Annotated in this window: 10 protein-coding genes, 17 tRNA genes, 2 rRNA genes and 1 riboswitch; of the genes, 2 read left to right on the forward strand and 27 right to left on the reverse strand. The window is 39.8% G+C overall.

The window, feature by feature from the left end; translation table 11 throughout:
- Positions 1–18 precede the first annotated feature (18 nt).
- Positions 19–2,637, reverse strand: a complete 2,619-nt coding sequence (locus tag ACMGGO_RS21400) for a LuxR C-terminal-related transcriptional regulator (protein WP_420282242.1) — start codon at positions 2,635–2,637, stop codon at positions 19–21.
- Between the two features lie 147 nt (positions 2,638–2,784).
- Here ACMGGO_RS21400 and ACMGGO_RS21405 point away from each other — a divergent pair, with 147 nt between their 5' ends.
- Positions 2,785–4,050 (forward strand): Nramp family divalent metal transporter, encoded by a 1,266-nt coding sequence (locus ACMGGO_RS21405; protein WP_420282243.1) that lies wholly within the window; start codon positions 2,785–2,787, stop codon positions 4,048–4,050.
- Between the two features lie 47 nt (positions 4,051–4,097).
- On the opposite strand, the gene ACMGGO_RS21410 is transcribed toward ACMGGO_RS21405, so the two are convergent.
- The 5 genes from ACMGGO_RS21410 to ACMGGO_RS21430 form a co-directional block, all read right to left on the reverse strand.
- Entirely contained in the window at positions 4,098–4,787 is a 690-nt protein-coding gene (locus ACMGGO_RS21410; protein ID WP_048391929.1) for an ABC transporter permease, read from the reverse strand.
- On the reverse strand, positions 4,780–5,703 hold the full coding sequence (locus ACMGGO_RS21415; RefSeq protein ID WP_103117310.1) for an ABC transporter ATP-binding protein: 924 nt from the start codon (positions 5,701–5,703) through the stop codon (positions 4,780–4,782). Before ACMGGO_RS21415 ends, ACMGGO_RS21410 begins: the two co-directional genes overlap by 8 nt.
- A 130-nt stretch (positions 5,704–5,833) precedes the next feature.
- On the reverse strand, positions 5,834–6,769 hold the full coding sequence (locus ACMGGO_RS21420) for a sensor histidine kinase (protein ID WP_420282244.1): 936 nt from the start codon (positions 6,767–6,769) through the stop codon (positions 5,834–5,836).
- A 6-nt stretch (positions 6,770–6,775) separates the two neighbouring features.
- Positions 6,776–7,468: a response regulator transcription factor gene (locus tag ACMGGO_RS21425; RefSeq protein ID WP_048391932.1), complete on the reverse strand. Its 693-nt coding sequence runs from the start codon at positions 7,466–7,468 to the stop codon at positions 6,776–6,778.
- A 150-nt stretch (positions 7,469–7,618) separates the two neighbouring features.
- Positions 7,619–9,082 (reverse strand): amino acid permease, encoded by a 1,464-nt coding sequence (locus ACMGGO_RS21430; RefSeq protein WP_420282245.1) that lies wholly within the window; start codon positions 9,080–9,082, stop codon positions 7,619–7,621.
- 81 nt (positions 9,083–9,163) lie between these two features.
- Positions 9,164–9,340, reverse strand: a riboswitch (Lysine riboswitch).
- A gap of 178 nt (positions 9,341–9,518) precedes the next feature.
- Between ACMGGO_RS21430 and ACMGGO_RS21435 the strand changes: the two genes are divergently transcribed.
- Positions 9,519–10,727 carry a CynX/NimT family MFS transporter gene (locus ACMGGO_RS21435; RefSeq protein ID WP_048391934.1) on the forward strand — a complete coding sequence of 403 codons (1,209 nt, stop codon included), beginning with the start codon at positions 9,519–9,521 and terminating at the stop codon, positions 10,725–10,727.
- A gap of 67 nt (positions 10,728–10,794) precedes the next feature.
- On the opposite strand, the gene ACMGGO_RS21440 is transcribed toward ACMGGO_RS21435, so the two are convergent.
- The 21 genes from ACMGGO_RS21440 to ACMGGO_RS21540 form a co-directional block, all read right to left on the reverse strand.
- Positions 10,795–11,325 carry a hypothetical protein gene (locus tag ACMGGO_RS21440; RefSeq protein WP_054548680.1) on the reverse strand — a complete coding sequence of 177 codons (531 nt, stop codon included), beginning with the start codon at positions 11,323–11,325 and terminating at the stop codon, positions 10,795–10,797.
- Positions 11,326–11,376: 51 nt separating this feature from the next.
- On the reverse strand, positions 11,377–12,423 hold the full coding sequence (locus ACMGGO_RS21445; RefSeq protein ID WP_054548679.1) for a nitric oxide synthase oxygenase: 1,047 nt from the start codon (positions 12,421–12,423) through the stop codon (positions 11,377–11,379).
- 570 nt (positions 12,424–12,993) lie between these two features.
- A tRNA-Glu gene (locus tag ACMGGO_RS21450) sits at positions 12,994–13,065 on the reverse strand.
- 1 nt (position 13,066) lies between these two features.
- Positions 13,067–13,143: transfer RNA gene (locus ACMGGO_RS21455), tRNA-Asn, on the reverse strand.
- Between the two features lie 6 nt (positions 13,144–13,149).
- Positions 13,150–13,223: transfer RNA gene (locus ACMGGO_RS21460), tRNA-Ile, on the reverse strand.
- A gap of 4 nt (positions 13,224–13,227) precedes the next feature.
- Positions 13,228–13,301: transfer RNA gene (locus tag ACMGGO_RS21465), tRNA-Gly, on the reverse strand.
- A gap of 5 nt (positions 13,302–13,306) precedes the next feature.
- A tRNA-Phe gene (locus tag ACMGGO_RS21470) sits at positions 13,307–13,382 on the reverse strand.
- A 6-nt stretch (positions 13,383–13,388) separates the two neighbouring features.
- A tRNA-Ser gene (locus ACMGGO_RS21475) sits at positions 13,389–13,481 on the reverse strand.
- A 13-nt stretch (positions 13,482–13,494) separates the two neighbouring features.
- A tRNA-Ala gene (locus tag ACMGGO_RS21480) sits at positions 13,495–13,570 on the reverse strand.
- Between the two features lie 15 nt (positions 13,571–13,585).
- Positions 13,586–13,662 (reverse strand) — tRNA-Pro (locus tag ACMGGO_RS21485).
- Between the two features lie 15 nt (positions 13,663–13,677).
- A tRNA-Arg gene (locus tag ACMGGO_RS21490) sits at positions 13,678–13,754 on the reverse strand.
- Between the two features lie 18 nt (positions 13,755–13,772).
- Positions 13,773–13,845 (reverse strand) — tRNA-Lys (locus ACMGGO_RS21495).
- 13 nt (positions 13,846–13,858) lie between these two features.
- Positions 13,859–13,933 (reverse strand) — tRNA-Gln (locus tag ACMGGO_RS21500).
- A 9-nt stretch (positions 13,934–13,942) separates the two neighbouring features.
- Positions 13,943–14,018, reverse strand: a tRNA-His gene (locus ACMGGO_RS21505).
- 48 nt (positions 14,019–14,066) lie between these two features.
- Positions 14,067–14,140 (reverse strand) — tRNA-Trp (locus tag ACMGGO_RS21510).
- Between the two features lie 4 nt (positions 14,141–14,144).
- Positions 14,145–14,228 (reverse strand) — tRNA-Tyr (locus tag ACMGGO_RS21515).
- Positions 14,229–14,235: 7 nt separating this feature from the next.
- Positions 14,236–14,311 (reverse strand) — tRNA-Thr (locus tag ACMGGO_RS21520).
- 8 nt (positions 14,312–14,319) lie between these two features.
- Positions 14,320–14,395, reverse strand: a tRNA-Asp gene (locus ACMGGO_RS21525).
- A gap of 4 nt (positions 14,396–14,399) precedes the next feature.
- Positions 14,400–14,475, reverse strand: a tRNA-Val gene (locus ACMGGO_RS21530).
- An 11-nt stretch (positions 14,476–14,486) separates the two neighbouring features.
- Positions 14,487–14,602, reverse strand: a 5S ribosomal RNA gene (gene rrf, locus ACMGGO_RS21535).
- A 67-nt stretch (positions 14,603–14,669) separates the two neighbouring features.
- Positions 14,670–17,597, reverse strand: a 23S ribosomal RNA gene (locus tag ACMGGO_RS21540).
- Between the last annotated feature and the right edge of the window lie 103 nt (positions 17,598–17,700).

Raw genomic sequence — 17,700 nt, forward strand, 5'->3', positions numbered from 1 at the left:
CCTTTCTCTTTAACAACTTTAAAAGCCTAGCCATTCTTTTGCCCATAAAATGGCCTTCGTGCGAGATTTCACGCTTATTTTACTGTAAATTCCTGTTAAATATATACGAATTGTTCCCTCTGTCAGCTGCAATTGTTGTGCAATCTCCTTATTAGAAGCACCTTCTGCGAGTAATTGCAGAACATCTTTTTCTCTTGCAGTAAAGTTAGTGAAAAACTCATCTTCTGTGCTGTCATTCAGTAATAGTTTATTTACATAGGCTAACGGCACTGACTTAAATGTATCTCCCTTATTATGCTGACGTAGGCGCCAGTATTTATTAAGTAATGGCCAGATAGAATCCTCCTCTATAAATGTACGGTAATACCCATAGGACACTCCAAGTTCAAGAGCATCATGTAATACTGTTAAAGCGAAATCCTCTTTACCAAGTGAAAAATGACAAATGGCTTCTAGCAAGCCCGCTTCAATAAGCGTAACGATTTGCTTTTCCTGAGTTGCTCCTTCTTTTAAACGAATAGCAATTTGCAATGCTTCCTCCAGTTGATTTTTAGCATATAGAATTTTACCTTGAACTAATAAATAAAATGGATTTTTTGATGCAATTCTATAATTGATAAAATCCGTCACTCTAAAAAATTCCTGTTGTGCATATGAAATATTTCCTTCCAATAAATAAGATTGTGCTTTCATAATATAGAGCATACCTATCCAATAAGGTTTATCGGTTTCCTTCATAGCTTCAAGCAATAACAGATGTGCTTCTTCGAATAGTTTTTTAGTCATATAAATACGAGCCTTTAATAAGTACATTGGTATAAATAATCCTGGATCTTGAAAATGTAAACCATATTGTAAACCGATTTCTAACTCTTTACTTGCTCTATCTAAATCATTTATTTCATACAAAATTTCAGCTAGTAATCCATAGGTAACGCCTGTAATATTTCGCTCCCTTATTTCACTTTCATTCAACACGTGAATCAGTTCATCCATTTTTTCTACTGGTAAGAATTTTCCTTTTGCACCTACAAAAGTACATAAAATTCTAGGCTCAAATTGATTATATTTTAAAGAAATATGATATAAAGATGACTTATTCTTTCTTACATTTACGCGTGTTTGTAAACCTACTTTTGCCTTTTCAATGTCTCCATCTTCCATATAACCTATATAAGCATGTATAATTTCAAAGATTTTTGATACAGCAATGAACTGAAAACCCTCCATCCATTTCCATTTATTTTGTTTAAATAATAGTTCCTCTATGATTTTATTCGCCTGATCAATTTCATGGGTTGAAAACAGAGTAGTAATATATAAGACAAGCATATTAATATCTACTGGAAACTGAGCATTCCTTAATTTCTGTATCCACTGCCCGAATAATAGAGTATGTCCCTCGGCAAATATTTCGACTAAATATTTTTGAATCCATTCATGTGCAAGCTTGTATAATTCGCCATTTAAAGCAAGCTCAATTGCCGCTACATAGTCTTCTCTTTGGCATAAATTAGTGGCTGCTTCGTAATAAATAGAGGTAATCATTTCATAGGAATATTGCCTTTGAAATTCTACCTGTAGGGCATGCCTAAATAAAGTTTGGTAACGATAAACGGGTGGATGAGCTTGTACTTGTTCGATAAACAAACAATTTTTCTCCAGCTCTGAGAATGTAGTTAAACTATCTAATCCGTTCGTGATGGATCCACAAACACTCGGATCTAAGTAGTTTAAAATGGAAGTTCTTACTAGAAAATCTTGCAATTCTTGAGGTAATATTAAAAGAATTTCTTGCATGAAGTACTCATGTATATATGAACTAGCTTTGGCTAAAATTTCTTCACTACTAAGATTACCTATCATTCCACCTGTTGATAGCTTTATCAGTTGGATACCTGCTATCCAGCCCCCTGTAGTCTTTAATAAAGGCTTCAGCGCATCCTTCTGTTCATCATTAGTAACAGAATTAAAGAAAGATTGTAGCTCTTCTAAATCAAAACATAATTGACCCGTCCCGACTTCTAGTATCCAACCTTTTACACGCCATTTTGCTAGTGGAAGTTCTAAATTAGTTCGTGTAGTTATATAGATCCGTACATTGGCTGGTAAATATTCAATAAGTCGATTGATAATTTGATGAATTTGAGGGTTGTGGATTTCTTGAAAATTATCAAAAACAATATGAATATTTTCTTTATATGTATCTAAATCGTTTAACAGTGTATCTATAATTATTTCAAAAGGTGGTGTTTCATCTAGTATATTGTTTAACTTTTGTTCTACATTCAATATGCTAAAAGATAATGTATGTATTAAGTACTTTAAAAATCTCACAGGATCATTGTCATTCTGATCGATAGTAAACCATGCTACCGATTCATCAATATGCTTCAACCACAGACTTAAAAGAGTCGTCTTTCCGTATCCTGCGGCTGACCGTATAATGGTTAGTTTCTTCATTCTATTGTTAGATAAAATAGAAAATAATTTCTTCCTCTCTAATACATTTGGCACTGTACGTGGAATTGTTACTTTTGATTTTACCCATACCATATCCATCACCTTGTCTCCCTTCTTCATTTCATTAGTTCTATAAATTTCGAATTTTTCCTGCAATTTAATTTTTCTACTCATTCACTTCATCCAAAAGAGCATACTTATTTTAGAAGGATAAAGCAAACTACTTCACTTTTTTTATTCCTAGCGTTAGAATACTAATATCTTATTTTCCTATAGGAAACTTTATTTCACTGACGATACTTTTTGAAACGAGGGAACAATATGGTTTACAAACGAGTCACAAAATCGTCTGCAGAGGCAGTTTTAGATGGAGATATAAAAGGTTGGCGAAGATTCTTGCCATTTTTAGGACCTGCTTTCATTGCAGCAGTTGCCTATATTGATCCTGGCAATTTTGCTACAAATATTACAGCAGGCTCTCAATACGGCTACCTGCTACTTTGGGTTATAGCCTTTTCTAATTTAATGGCCGTGTTAATTCAGTCCCTGTCTGCCAAGCTTGGGATTGCGACAGGAAAAAATTTACCTGAAGTAGCACGCGAGCATTTTTCTAAAAAAACATCTATCTTTTTATGGATACAGGCGGAATTGGTCATCATTGCCACAGACCTCGCGGAATTTATCGGAGCAGCATTAGGGCTTTATTTACTTTTTAATATCCCAATGCTTCCCGCCGCATTGATTACAGCAGTAGGTTCATTCGCTATTTTAGAGTTGCAAAGAAGAGGATTTAGAGCCTTTGAAGCAGGTATTTCTGGCATGGTTTTAATTGTTGTATTGGCATTTGCCTTCCAAACATTTTTAGCGCAGCCAGCATGGGGCGATGTGGCGATTGGCATGTTCACACCACACTTTGAAGGTGTAGATTCACTATTATTAGCAACAGGTATTTTAGGTGCAACCGTTATGCCTCATGCTATTTACTTACATTCTTCTTTAACTCAAAGTCGTATTATTGGTCGAAATGAGGCAGAAAAAAAACGTATTTTCCGTTTTGAATTTATCGATATTATCATCGCTATGATTATTGCTGGTGCCATCAATATGAGCATGCTCATAATTGCCGCAGCAGTATTCCATACCCAAGGCGTTGTAGTTGAAGATTTAGATGTTGCCTATAATGGCTTAAAAGATGTTCTGGGCCCAATGGCTGCCATTTCCTTTGGTCTTGGTTTACTTATTGCAGGGCTTGCTAGCTCCTCTGTAGGGACTTTAGCAGGTGATGTAGTCATGCAGGGCTTCATTCAAAGAAAAATACCTCTTTATTTACGTAGAGCGATTACCATGGTGCCACCACTTGCAATCATTGCCTCTGGTGTGAATGCTACCTATGCTCTCGTTCTTAGTCAAGTTGTTTTATCATTTGGTATTGCCTTTGCACTTGTCCCTCTTGTTATGTTTACAAGTAAACGAGACATTATGGGAAGCCTAGTTAATCACCGTATTACAACTGTTTTAGGTTGGTTTGTCGTAGTCATTGTTGTTACGTTAAATATTTACTTACTGTGGGAAACAATTTTTGGATAACAAAAAGCCAGGTACTCTATAGTAATGAGCACCTGGTATCTTTTTGATTAAACATCCACCTTTTCGATATTTCTAATGGCTAAATAAGCAATACCAAGACCCACGATTGCTAAAGTAATTGGAATAATAATTATATCGTTTAAAGTAAAGTTACCTGAATTTGACGAAGTTACAGACACAATTATAATAGATGAAATAATAGTTGTCGGTATAGAGTATTTTCTCATCCCGAAATACAATGGGATTAAAGCTATACCTGAGGCAGCAATCGCATTCATCAATACAGAAGGTATTTGCTGGATAATTAAAGAACTAGATAGTACATCAGGAATTAATTCATATCGATCGCTTATGATACAAAAAATGGTTGTAATAAGAGCATTGGAGATAATGATCATACTGAAAGTAAATAGCATGACAATAGCAAGCTTTGCGACCATTAATTTCTTTCTACTTATAGGATACATAAAGGCTAATGTAATGGTTTTAAATTTATATTCTCCGATGATTAACTTAGCTATTAACGTAGAAGCAAAAATCATAAAAACTGCTCTTACAAATGAATCAATAACACTGAATGCAACCTCATAATTTTCAAGCCCTGGGTCTCCTTCCACTTTAGAAATAAATAAAATCATAAACAAAAAACCAAGAATAACAAAATTAGCGATAATGGCTCCTTTAACATATGAACCTAAATGAAATTTTTTCATTTCTAAACGCATTAAATTAAGCATGGACAACACCTCCATTGATTAGCTTTAAGAAATAATCCTCTAATGAACTAGTTTTTTTACTAATCTCTTCAATCTCAACGTCATGTTCAATTAATGCTCTCGATAGGCTTTGTTGGGATACTGTTGAGTCGTATATACGTATAGAGTTATCATCCATCAGCTTAAAATTCGTAATGTTTAATTCGCTTTCAATAATAAACGCTGCCTTTTTCCCATCACTTACGATCACTTCCGTATAATTGACCTGATCACGATTAATAGTATCCATTGCTACCTCAGTGATGAGCCTTCCATTCTTAATAACACCTATTGTATCGACCAATTGTTCTATTTCAGCTAGAATATGACTAGAGATAATAATAGTTATGCCGTACTCCTTACAAAGCATCTTGAAAAGCTCTCTTAACTCCTTTATCCCTACTGGGTCCAATCCATTAATTGGTTCGTCTAATATAAGTAACTCTGGCTTTGTAATAATGGCCCTTGCGATGCCTAATCTTTGCTTCATCCCCAGAGAAAAATCTTTAACCTGCTTATTCTCTGTATTCGATAACTTTACTAAATTAAGAACATGTGCAATTTCTTTCTTATCATAATAACCCATGTATTCACAATGTAATTCCAGGGTCTCTCTAGCCGTTAATTTTTCATAAAAAATAGGATATTCAATAATTGTCCCCATTCTTTTTAGTATTTCATAGGATTTGTCCGTCAATTTCGCCCCCAAAATTTCTACATCCCCACTTGTAGGTTTCGTAAGATTAGTTAGCATCTTCATAACAGTCGTTTTACCCGCACCATTAGGACCTAAAAATCCATAAATCTCACCTTTCTTAACGTTCATATTGACAGCAGAAACAACTTCCTTTCCATCGTACACTTTCGTAAGCTGATTTGTTTTTACAATGTATGTCATGTAATTCTCTCCCTCAATTGTGACTAGTTTCATTATAAAAAATGAAACTCTCTATTTTATTACTGCATTCTTACAAATTTCTTAAGTAAAAAAGCCTGCAAAGCATTAAAGCTCTACAAGCATAATGGATTCAATACATCATTCGCTTTAACGAAATCGTAAAAATAGTTTTTTCATAGGGAATACTCGATAAACGGATCGAGCCATTCATTATTTCTACAAGCCGCTTTGTAATCGTTAGTCCCAGACCGCTACCTTGGAAAGATTTATTTCGAGAATCCTCAAGTGTATACATCCTTTCAAAAACGCGATCGATATGGTATTCATCAATGCCCTTGCCACAATCCCACACATCAATATCAATATTGGCTTCATCGTTTCTTATAGTAATTCCAATTACATTGCCATCTGCTCCATATGCAATAGCATTAGACAGTAGATTGTTTAGCACTCTATTTAATGCTTCTTCATTACCAAGTGCATATATGGAGCTTTCAGGGATATCAATTTTAATATCTAATCCCAATGAAGTAACCAAATCGTAAAAAGACAAAACATTTTTTCGGCATATTTCACTGACATTGATTTTAGAGATTGGATAATCTGTGTCCCCAGCCTCTAATTTTGCCAAGTCAAAAAATGTATGAATAATTTTTAATACTTCTAATGTTTTAGCATGTACACCCGTAAGTAAACGTTGCTGTTCCTCGTCACTAATCCCGTTTTGAAGTTGAAGCATTTCAATATAGCCAAGTACAACGGTTAAAGGCGTTTTAAGATCATGTGAAATATTGGCCAACATCTTTTTCATGGAATTTTCCATTTTACGATGTGTAGCCTGAATTTTTTGATGTTGATCTAGCAAAGTATTCAGTGTAATAAGTAACTGTTGAATTTCTGAATTTGTAGTTGTTACTAGAATCTTTTCATACGTCTGTTCATTCACAATTACGTGTAGTTTTCGATGAATATATTGGATAGCACGTTCTTGTTCCTTCTTGATTTTCCATTGAAAAATAAGAATGCCGATTAGCAATACAATGATTAATAATAATAGAAATATCATATATTTTTACCCTTCAAATTTATAGCCGATTCCCCATAGGGTTTTAATATAGTGAGGATGTGACGGATCATCTTCTATTTTTTCACGGAGTCTTCTGATATGTACATTTATAATATTTTCATCTCCATAATAGGCATCTTTCCATATCGTCTGATAAATTTGCTCTTTGGTAAAAACTCTGTGACGATTTGTCACAAACAATTTTAAAATGGAAAATTCCTTTGATGTCAGCTTTATGTCTTGTCCGCTCTTTGTTATTGAGAAATTAACGATATCTATCTTTAAATTATCAATTTCGAGTACCTCTTGCTTTTGTTCAGCTTGACTAGAGTATTTCGTAGCTCTTCTGATAACAGCCTTTACACGTGCTGAAAATTCTAGCATAGAAAAGGGTTTAGCAATATAATCATCTGCCCCTAACCCTAAGCCCAATGCTTTATCAACATCACTGTCTTTTGCAGACATAATAATGATAGGAAGTGCTGCCTGCTCTCTAATAATCTTTAATACTTCCAATCCATTTAATTTAGGAATCATAATATCTAAGATGACTAAATCAAAGGTTTTTTGCAAACAATTTTGTAATGCCTCTTCGCCATTAGTCACTGTTGTGACATGGAAACCTTCCATCGTTAAGTAATTAGAAACCATTTCACGAATGGCTTCATCGTCTTCTACAAGTAAAATATGCTTTTGCACTTTGATGCACCTCTCCTATCAAAACCCAATTTCCATATGTATATTACATTACCATATTTATGATGTATCATTAGAGATTTGTTTATGAGTGTTGAAAAAAGAGCTGCTCCATAAACCATCACTCTTTGGTTTATAGAACAGCTCTATTATTTAATCTTCAACTTTTAAATCACAATCTTCAAGTGGAAGCATTTTTGTTTTGTGCTTTAATTTATAGCCAAACCATAATGCTAAAAATAATGGAATCCCAATATACGAAACAAGGATACCGTACCAATCAATCTTATCGCCTGTAAAGGCTGAGTAATTTTGTCCAATGACTACGATCATACAAACTGTAAAAGCAAATAATGGTCCAAACGGATATAATTTGGCTTTATAAGGTAATAACTTTGGATCTAAGCCTTGTGCATCAAACGCTCGGCGGAAACGATAATGACTAAACGCAATCCCTAGCCATGCAATAAAGCCAGACATTCCAGAAGCATTTAATAGCCAGATATAAACCACTCCATCGCCAAAGAAGGATGCCAAAAATGCTAAGCAGCCTACAGCTAATGTTGCCATAAGTGCATAAATCGGAATACCTCTACGACTTAGCTTTGCAAAAAATTTAGGTGCATGTCCATCCACTGCTAATTGCCATAACATACGAGAAGATGCATATAGTCCTGAATTTCCTGCTGACAGCATAGCCGTTAAAATAATGGCATTCATTAATGAAGCAGCAAAGGCAATACCTAGGCGGTCAAACACTAGTGTAAACGGTGATACTGCGATATCTTCTGATAATAAACGTTCGTCTGTAAATGGAATTAACATCCCAATTGCACCAATCGCTAAAATATAGAACAAAAGAATACGCCAAAATACAGATTTAACAGCCTTCGGAATATTTTTACCAGGATCATCTGTTTCACCAGCTGTAATTCCTAGTAATTCTGTCCCTTGGAATGAAAATCCTGCAGCTAGGAAAATACCAAATGTAGCAAGGAAGCCACCATGGAATGGCCCATCACTAACAAAGAAATTAGTGAAACCTACAGGAGCCTGCCCACCTAAAATACCAAAAATCATTAGTAAGCTAATGATAATAAAAACAATAACCGTTGCTACTTTAATCATGGCAAACCAATATTCACTTTCACCATAACTTTTTACGGATAGTAAATTAAATGTCAATACAACAGCAATAAATAATACTGTCCAAAGTGCTGATGAGCTATCTGGGAACCAATATTTCATAATTAATGACACAGCAGCAATTTCGGCAGCAATGGTGATTGCCCAGTTATACCAGTAGTTCCAGCCTAATGCAAAGCCCAAAGCAGGATCTACAAATTTGGTTGCATACGTACTAAATGAACCTGAGGATGGCATATAGGCAGCCATTTCCCCTAAGCTTGTCATTAAAAAATACACCATAATACCGATTAAAGCATAGGCAAGCAATGCTCCTCCAGGCCCTGCCTGAGCAATTGCACCTCCACTGGCTAAAAATAGCCCCGTACCAATTGTACCGCCTAAAGAAATCATTGTAATATGACGGCTTTTTAATTCTTTTTTCAGCTTCGGCGCTTTATGTCCGAGCTGATTTACTTTTATTTCACTCACGATATAGCTTCCTTCCTATTTATGAGGCAAAAAAATGCCATCACATATACACTGTGATGGCTACGTTAATCCTCAGTTTTCCTACATGATAGCTCAACACGTTGTGCAAACGTGACAGTTCTGTTCCTTTCGGAGACAGCCCCAGCATGAGGTTTTCAAGTCCCCTCACACTTCGGCAATATTTCCTTTCAACTAATTTCATCAATGCTTGTCATTTCAATTAGCATACTTATAAATATCGCGACCTCTACCTCAATACAAACATGAGGCATATAATTATTAAATTTATGATGTTTATTATACTAACATAAGACCATAGACATTTCAATACAACCATAAATGTTCTGTATTTTATGAATCTTCTACTATTTTTAATAGTGTGATAAAGTGTTATAGTAGTTCAATTAGAATGGTTATTATTAGGGGGGATTTTATTTTGACTACAAATGATCATTCCACTAGTTTTCCAAGTAAAAAAATTAGCTGGAAAGGAACAACCTTACTTTTAGTCTTTGGAGTTATCTTTATAGCCTCTACATTACGAATGCCACTAACTGTTGTTGGCCCAATTATATCCTTTATCCGTGAAGATCTTGGAATATCTAATGTATTGGCAGGCTTTCTAACAACGATACCATTGCTGGCTTTTGCTGTTATATCTCCATTTGCACCCGTTGTAGCACGCAAACTAGGGCTTGAGCTAACATTATTTTTATCAACTTTTCTCTTGGCTTTAGGAATTGTCCTACGTTCACTTGGTACTACAGAATTACTTCTATTGGGTACTGTGTTAATTGGCGTAGCCATTTCTTTTGGAAATGTACTAATTCCAGGATTATTGAAGTTGAAATTTCCCTATCATGTGGGTTTATTAATGGCCTTTTTCACCATGTCCATGAATTTTACTGCTGGCCTTGGTGCTGGTATTAGCTATCCGATAGCTAATTCATCGTTAGGCTGGCAAGGTGCACTTTCCATTGCACTCATACTCGTTCTAATTACAATCTTAATTTGGATACCTCAACTAAAATCAAATAAACCAGAACCAGTTACTACATCTAAGAAGACCAGTACACCTTTATGGAAATCACCTGTTACTTGGGCTGTCACAGGGGCAATGGGTTTACAGTCTTTATTATTCTACACAACAGCAGCTTGGATACCTGAGATCTATATTGCTCAAGGTTTAGCACCTGATAAAGCTGGCTGGATGTTTTCAATCATGCAATTCTCACAAGTACCAATGGCCTTAGCAGTGCCTATTATTGCTGGTAAAATGACTTCTCAACGCCCACTTGTATTGATGTTTACATCCTTCTATTTAGTAGGCTTTGTTGGGGTTGTCATGGAATGGACAAGTCTTGGGGTACTGTGGATGGTTCTTCTAGGGTTAGCAGGTGGTTCTTCATTTGCCCTAGCAATGATGTTCTTCACTCTCCGTACTCGTACTGCATTTGAAGCAGCAGATTTATCAGGCTTTGCACAATCTTTGGGTTATTTATTTGCCGCAATTGGTCCTATTCTTTTTGGCTACTTGCATGATTTATTTGGCGGCTGGAATATTGCGGGATGGCTCTTTGTCGTTGTAGCAATGTTACTCTTCTTTTGCTCAATGAGAGCCTCTAAGGATGAATATGTGCATTAAAATTAAATAAAGCAGGTGGATTAGATTCCTCCATCTGCTCTATTTCTATATAGTGTTTACACATTACTTAATTGTCGGGTTGCTGGAGTAATGTTAGCAATTCAGCAAGGCATTCTGATGCTTCATTATTACGAGCTGTTATAGTAGAAAAAATAGGAACAGCCTCTTGTAAAAGCATATAACTATAATAGTAATAGCCTACAAAAGCTTGCTCCTCATAGCCCTTTGGCGTTTCTTTCTCCCACTCCTGCTCATCATTATCCTCATTTTCTATCCACAAATAGTTGACGTCTAATAGCTCCTGCATATTTTTAACAGTATTGACTGGCTCGAGATAATCCTTGGTAATAGCATGTGCCACAGCTAAATATAACTGTACCTCTTGTAAGGAGACAACCTCTAATTTTTTACTAGTAAGCTTTTTTAGCAGGACAAGCAAAACCCATGGTGTCACCTGCCACAGTGTACCTTGATGTTCAATTAATTCAGCTAGTTGTGTGTATTGCTCCTGTTCTATCAGCTTAGGAATGGCTGTACCTCTACCATAAGGTGTCGTCAATTGTCTCCATGGGATATTGGGAATTTGCTGATTTAACATAGTAAGCGCCCTCTCTCATCAAAAGTATTGAAAGTAAACAATTCCTTTACACTAATAGCATGGTTTTTGGTAAAAATAATTTGGTGTATGATAAATATTTACATAGGGTTTATGGAATATATGAGTTGTGGCAGGGGAAAGTGGTGGGATTAACCATGTCCAGTTGCCTGTAACTTCTCTTCCTGTTGATTTTTCTGCCTCCTCAAACAATTTAAACTGCTGAGCTGCTGTATGATGATCAACAATGCTCACACCATCTTCTTTAAATGAGTGAAGAACAGCAATATTAAGTTCTACTAAAGCACGATCACGCCAAAGAGACGCATGTTTGGTTGTATCAAGATTAAAAATCTCTGCAATTGCAGGTAACATATTATAACGATCATGATCTGCTAAATTTCGTGCACCAATCTCTGTTCCCATATACCAGCCGTTAAATGGAGCTGCTTGAAAATCAATTCCAGCCATTTGAAAACGCATACTCGAAATAATAGGTACGGCATACCACTTCATTCCTAATTTTTCCATATCATTTGACTCTGGATGACGGATTGAGACCTCTACTATATTTTCTTCAGGAATTACAAACATTTGAGGAGCACGATTATCCACCTGTATAACGAGTGGTAGTACATCAAAATCAGTTCCTTTACCTCTCCATCCTAACGACTCACACACTTTTGTAAATTTAACGGACTGTGAATCTCCAATAATGCCTGCATCTGTTTCATAGCCTGCATAACGAATTAGTTGATGATTCCAAATCCGTACTCTATCTGAAGCAAACACTGTTATAGTTGGACGGATTTTCCCATGATTTGTCGCATAATCAATATGTTCTAGTAATTTTTGAAAAATAGCCTTTTCATCTAAAACATCACGTGCATCTACCACATGCAGTGACTGCCAAAATAGACGTCCAATACACTTATTGCTATTTCGCCATGCCACACGTGCGCCAAAAACTAGCTCCTCTGTTGTTGGGTGATATTCACCTGCATCCTTAACTGCCTGTAATCTATTCTTTAACCAAAGTTCTGATTCATTTTGTTCTGTCTGATATAGACTTAAAAATTGCTGTATCTCCTGTATATTCATATCGATTCCTCCACTTATCCTCATATTAGAGGAACAAAACAACAAGCACCATGAAAATAGTAATTGAAAAAACATACATATTTTATATATGAAATAGTTTGTTCATATTTACTCTATAGACTCTCTTTCGTAAGAGAATGTAAGGGAGAAAGATATTAATTATTATAAAAAGGCTACAGTAGTCATGTAGCCTTTTTCAGGGGGGTGTAGAACAAAGAAATCAATAGAATTTTTGTAAATGGTGAAAAAGCTATACGTTCTGGGCTACTTACTTGCTGCTGTTGCTTCGCTTTCGCATAGAGCAGAACCAGTTTCACAAATTCTCTGGCCAGGATTTCGCCTGTATCGCTATACTAGAGAAGTCAAGCAGCCTTCACAAAAGTATTGACCATGGAAGTGTACGTGGTAAGTGAAACGGCTTATAGGAGCCCATAGTAAGATGCTAGGGGAATTAAATTCAGTCCCTCACCTTGCAAATAGGCCTTTTTCTGCTATTGCATTATCTTTTATCGTTTAAAGAACAGGAGAATAGAAAAAAGCATGTAACACACATCTGTGCTACATGCTTGATGACCCGTACGGGATTCGAACCCGTGTTACCGCCGTGAAAGGGCGGTGTCTTAACCACTTGACCAACGGGCCGTGGCTCCGAAGGCAGGACTCGAACCTGCGACAACCTGATTAACAGTCAGGTGCTACTACCAACTGAGCTACTTCGGAATAATATGGGCCTAAATGGACTCGAACCATCGACCTCACGCTTATCAGGCGTGCGCTCTAACCAGCTGAGCTATAGGCCCATTTTGGAGCGGGTGATGAGAATCGAACTCACGACATCAGCTTGGAAGGCTGAGGTTTTACCATTAAACTACACCCGCAATAATGGTGGGTCAGGACGGAATCGAACCGCCGACACTTAGAGCTTCAATCTAATGCTCTACCAACTGAGCTACTGACCCGAAAAATGGAGGAGGTAGAGGGATTCGAACCCCCGCGCGGTGTTACCCGCCTGTCGGTTTTCAAGACCGATCCCTTCAGCCAGACTTGGGTATACCTCCAAAAATATTACAATGGTGGAGCCTAGCGGGATCGAACCGCTGACCTCCTGCGTGCAAGGCAGGCGCTCTCCCAGCTGAGCTAAGGCCCCATTTATCATGAAAGATGGTCGGAATGACAGGATTCGAACCTACGACCCCTTGGTCCCAAACCAAGTGCTCTACCAAGCTGAGCTACATTCCGTAAACATGATTTTATTGGCGCGCCCGACAGGAGTCGAACCCATAACCTTCTGATCCGTAGTCAGACGCTCTATCCAATTGAGCTACGGGCGCATGTTAATTAAAAAATGATGAGCCATGAAGGACTCGAACCTTCGACCCTCTGATTAAAAGTCAGATGCTCTACCAACTGAGCTAATGGCTCGTGAAATTAAAAATGGCTGGGGTACTAGGATTCGAACCTAGGCATGACGGAATCAAAATCCGTTGCCTTACCGCTTGGCTATACCCCAATTTTAAAATGGGGCGACTGATGGGAATCGAACCCACGAATGTCGGAACCACAATCCGATGCGTTAACCACTTCGCCACAATCGCCACTATATAGATTATATTAGCTGTATTATGAACGAGTACCTCAATACCTGGCAGGGGCAGTAGGAATCGAACCCACACCAAAGGTTTTGGAGACCTCTATTCTACCGTTGAACTATGCCCCTAAAATGGTGGAGGGGGACGGATTCGAACCGCCGAACCCTAAGGAGCGGATTTACAGTCCGCCGCGTTTAGCCACTTCGCTACCCCTCCAAGGGAATGGTGCCGGCGATAGGAGTCGAACCCACGACCTACTGATTACAAGTCAGTTGCTCTACCAACTGAGCTACACCGGCAATAATAATGGCGGTCCCGACCGGGATCGAACCGGCGATCTCCTGCGTGACAGGCAGGCATGTTAACCGCTACACCACGGGACCAAAATGGTGGAGGATGACGGGCTCGAACCGCCGACCCCCTGCTTGTAAGGCAGGTGCTCTCCCAGCTGAGCTAATCCTCCACAAAAAATAAGCGAAGCGACGTCCTACTCTCACAGGGGGAAGCCCCCAACTACCATCGGCGCTAAAGAGCTTAACTTCCGTGTTCGGTATGGGAACGGGTGTGACCTCTTTGCCATCATCACTTCACTTATTCAGCTGAAAGACTTATTCTTTCAAAACTAGATAAACGATACATTGAAAGTTTCAAACTTTTTTGGTTAAGTCCTCGATCGATTAGTATTCGTCAGCTCCATGTGTCACCACACTTCCACCTCGAACCTATCTACCTCATCGTCTTTGAGGGATCTTACTTACTTGCGTAATGGGAAATCTCATCTTGAGGGGGGCTTCATGCTTAGATGCTTTCAGCACTTATCCCGTCCACACATAGCTACCCAGCGATGCCTTTGGCAAGACAACTGGTACACCAGCGGTGTGTCCATCCCGGTCCTCTCGTACTAAGGACAGCTCCTCTCAAATTTCCTACGCCCACGACGGATAGGGACCGAACTGTCTCACGACGTTCTGAACCCAGCTCGCGTACCGCTTTAATGGGCGAACAGCCCAACCCTTGGGACCGACTACAGCCCCAGGATGCGATGAGCCGACATCGAGGTGCCAAACCTCCCCGTCGATGTGGACTCTTGGGGGAGATAAGCCTGTTATCCCCGGGGTAGCTTTTATCCGTTGAGCGATGGCCCTTCCATGCGGAACCACCGGATCACTAAGCCCGTCTTTCGACCCTGCTCGACTTGTAGGTCTCGCAGTCAAGCTCCCTTGTGCCTTTACACTCTACGAATGATTTCCAACCATTCTGAGGGAACCTTTGGGCGCCTCCGTTACCTTTTAGGAGGCGACCGCCCCAGTCAAACTGTCCGCCTGACACTGTCTCCTGCCCCGCTAAGGGGCATGGGTTAGAATTTCAATACAACCAGGGTAGTATCCCACCGACGCCTCCTTCGAAGCTGGCGCTCCGAGATCTCTGGCTCCTACCTATCCTGTACAAGTTGTACCAAAATTCAATATCAGGCTACAGTAAAGCTCCACGGGGTCTTTCCGTCCTGTCGCGGGTAACCTGCATCTTCACAGGTACTATAATTTCACCGAGTCTCTCGTTGAGACAGTGCCCAGATCGTTACGCCTTTCGTGCGGGTCGGAACTTACCCGACAAGGAATTTCGCTACCTTAGGACCGTTATAGTTACGGCCGCCGTTTACTGGGGCTTCAATTCGCAGCTTCGCTTGCGCTAACCACTCCTCTTAACCTTCCAGCACCGGGCAGGCGTCAGCCCCTATACGTCACCTTACGGTTTTGCAGAGACCTGTGTTTTTGCTAAACAGTCGCCTGGGCCTATTCACTGCGGCTCTCATGCGCTTGCACGCTCAAGAGCACCCCTTCTCCCGAAGTTACGGGGTCATTTTGCCGAGTTCCTTAACGAGAGTTCTCTCGCACACCTTAGGATTCTCTCCTCGACTACCTGTGTCGGTTTGCGGTACGGGCACCTCTCACCTCGATAGAGGCTTTTCTTGGCAGTGTGAAATCAGGAACTTCGTCCATACGGACTCGCCATCACAGCTCAACGTTACAGTGTGCGGATTTGCCTACACACACGCCTTACTGCTTGGACGCGCACAACCAACGGCGCGCTTACCCTATCCTACTGCGTCCCCCCATTTCTCAAACGGTGAGGAGGTGGTACAGGAATATCAACCTGTTGTCCATCGCCTACGCCTATCGGCCTCGGCTTAGGTCCCGACTAACCCTGAGCGGACGAGCCTTCCTCAGGAAACCTTAGTCATACGGTGGACGGGATTCTCACCCGTCTTTCGCTACTCATACCGGCATTCTCACTTCTAAGCGCTCCACCAGTCCTTCCGATCTGACTTCAACGCACTTAGAACGCTCTCCTACCACTGACATCGTAGATGTCAATCCACAGCTTCGGTGAATCGTTTAGCCCCGATACATTTTCGGCGCAGCGTCACTCGACCAGTGAGCTATTACGCACTCTTTAAATGATGGCTGCTTCTAAGCCAACATCCTGGTTGTCTGTGCAACGCCACATCCTTTTCCACTTAACGATTACTTTGGGACCTTAGCTGGTGGTCTGGGCTGTTTCCCTTTTGACTACGGATCTTATCACTCGCAGTCTGACTCCCGTGTATAAATATCTGGCATTCGGAGTTTGTCTGAATTCGGTAAACCGGGATGGCCCCCTAGTCCAAACAGTGCTCTACCTCCAGTATTCTCATCACGAGGCTAGCCCTAAAGCTATTTCGGAGAGAACCAGCTATCTCCAAGTTCGATTGGAATTTCTCCGCTACCCACACCTCATCCCCGCACTTTTCAACGTGCGTGGGTTCGGGCCTCCAGTAAGTGTTACCTCACCTTCACCCTGGACATGGGTAGATCACCTGGTTTCGGGTCTACGACCACGTACTACTTCGCCCTATTCAGACTCGCTTTCGCTGCGGCTCCGCCTTCTAAAGCTTAACCTTGCACGTAATCGTAACTCGCCGGTTCATTCTACAAAAGGCACGCTATCACCCATTAACGGGCTCTAACTACTTGTAGGCACACGGTTTCAGGATCTCTTTCACTCCCCTTCCGGGGTGCTTTTCACCTTTCCCTCACGGTACTGGTTCACTATCGGTCACTAGGTAGTATTTAGCCTTGGGAGATGGTCCTCCCGGATTCCGACGGAATTTCACGTGTTCCGCCGTACTCAGGATCCACTCAGGAGAGAACGAACTTTCGACTACAGGGCTTTTACCTGCTCTGGCGGACCTTTCCAAGTCGCTTCATCTAACTCGCTCTTTTGTAACTCCGTATAGAGTGTCCTACAACCCCAAGAGGCAAGCCTCTTGGTTTGGGCTCTTCCCGTTTCGCTCGCCGCTACTCAGGGAATCGATTTTTCTTTCTCTTCCTCCAGGTACTTAGATGTTTCAGTTCCCTGGGTCTGCCTTCAAGACGCTATGTATTCACGTCAAGATACTACGCGATTAAACGTAGTGGGTTCCCCCATTCGGAAATCTCCGGATCAAAGCTCACTTACAGCTCCCCGAAGCATATCGGTGTTAGTGCCGTCCTTCTTCGGCTCCTAGTGCCAAGGCATTCGCCGTGCGCCCTTAATAACTTAACCAAGTTATTAAGCCTATAAAAAACTTAAAAAATAAATGTGTTTGTTACAATTTCAATGTCGTTTTATCCAGTTTTCAAAGAACAAGTTTTGAAGTGTTTCATTC

Source organism: Lysinibacillus sp. BNK-21 (genome assembly GCF_048684915.1).
GTDB lineage: Bacteria > Bacillota > Bacilli > Bacillales_A > Planococcaceae > Lysinibacillus > Lysinibacillus capsici.

Excerpts from the sequence above, each read along its gene's own strand:
- ACMGGO_RS21440 (WP_054548680.1), bottom strand. The coding sequence starts at position 11,325 with ATGTTAAATCAGCAAATTCCCAATATCCCATGGAGACAATTGACGACA.
- ACMGGO_RS21400 (WP_420282242.1), bottom strand. The coding sequence starts at position 2,637 with ATGAGTAGAAAAATTAAATTGCAGGAAAAATTCGAAATTTATAGAACT.
- ACMGGO_RS21445 (WP_054548679.1), bottom strand. The coding sequence starts at position 12,423 with ATGAATATACAGGAGATACAGCAATTTTTAAGTCTATATCAGACAGAA.
- ACMGGO_RS21405 (WP_420282243.1), top strand. The coding sequence starts at position 2,785 with ATGGTTTACAAACGAGTCACAAAATCGTCTGCAGAGGCAGTTTTAGAT.
- ACMGGO_RS21415 (WP_103117310.1), bottom strand. The coding sequence starts at position 5,703 with ATGACATACATTGTAAAAACAAATCAGCTTACGAAAGTGTACGATGGA.
- ACMGGO_RS21420 (WP_420282244.1), bottom strand. The coding sequence starts at position 6,769 with ATGATATTTCTATTATTATTAATCATTGTATTGCTAATCGGCATTCTT.
- ACMGGO_RS21410 (WP_048391929.1), bottom strand. The coding sequence starts at position 4,787 with ATGCTTAATTTAATGCGTTTAGAAATGAAAAAATTTCATTTAGGTTCA.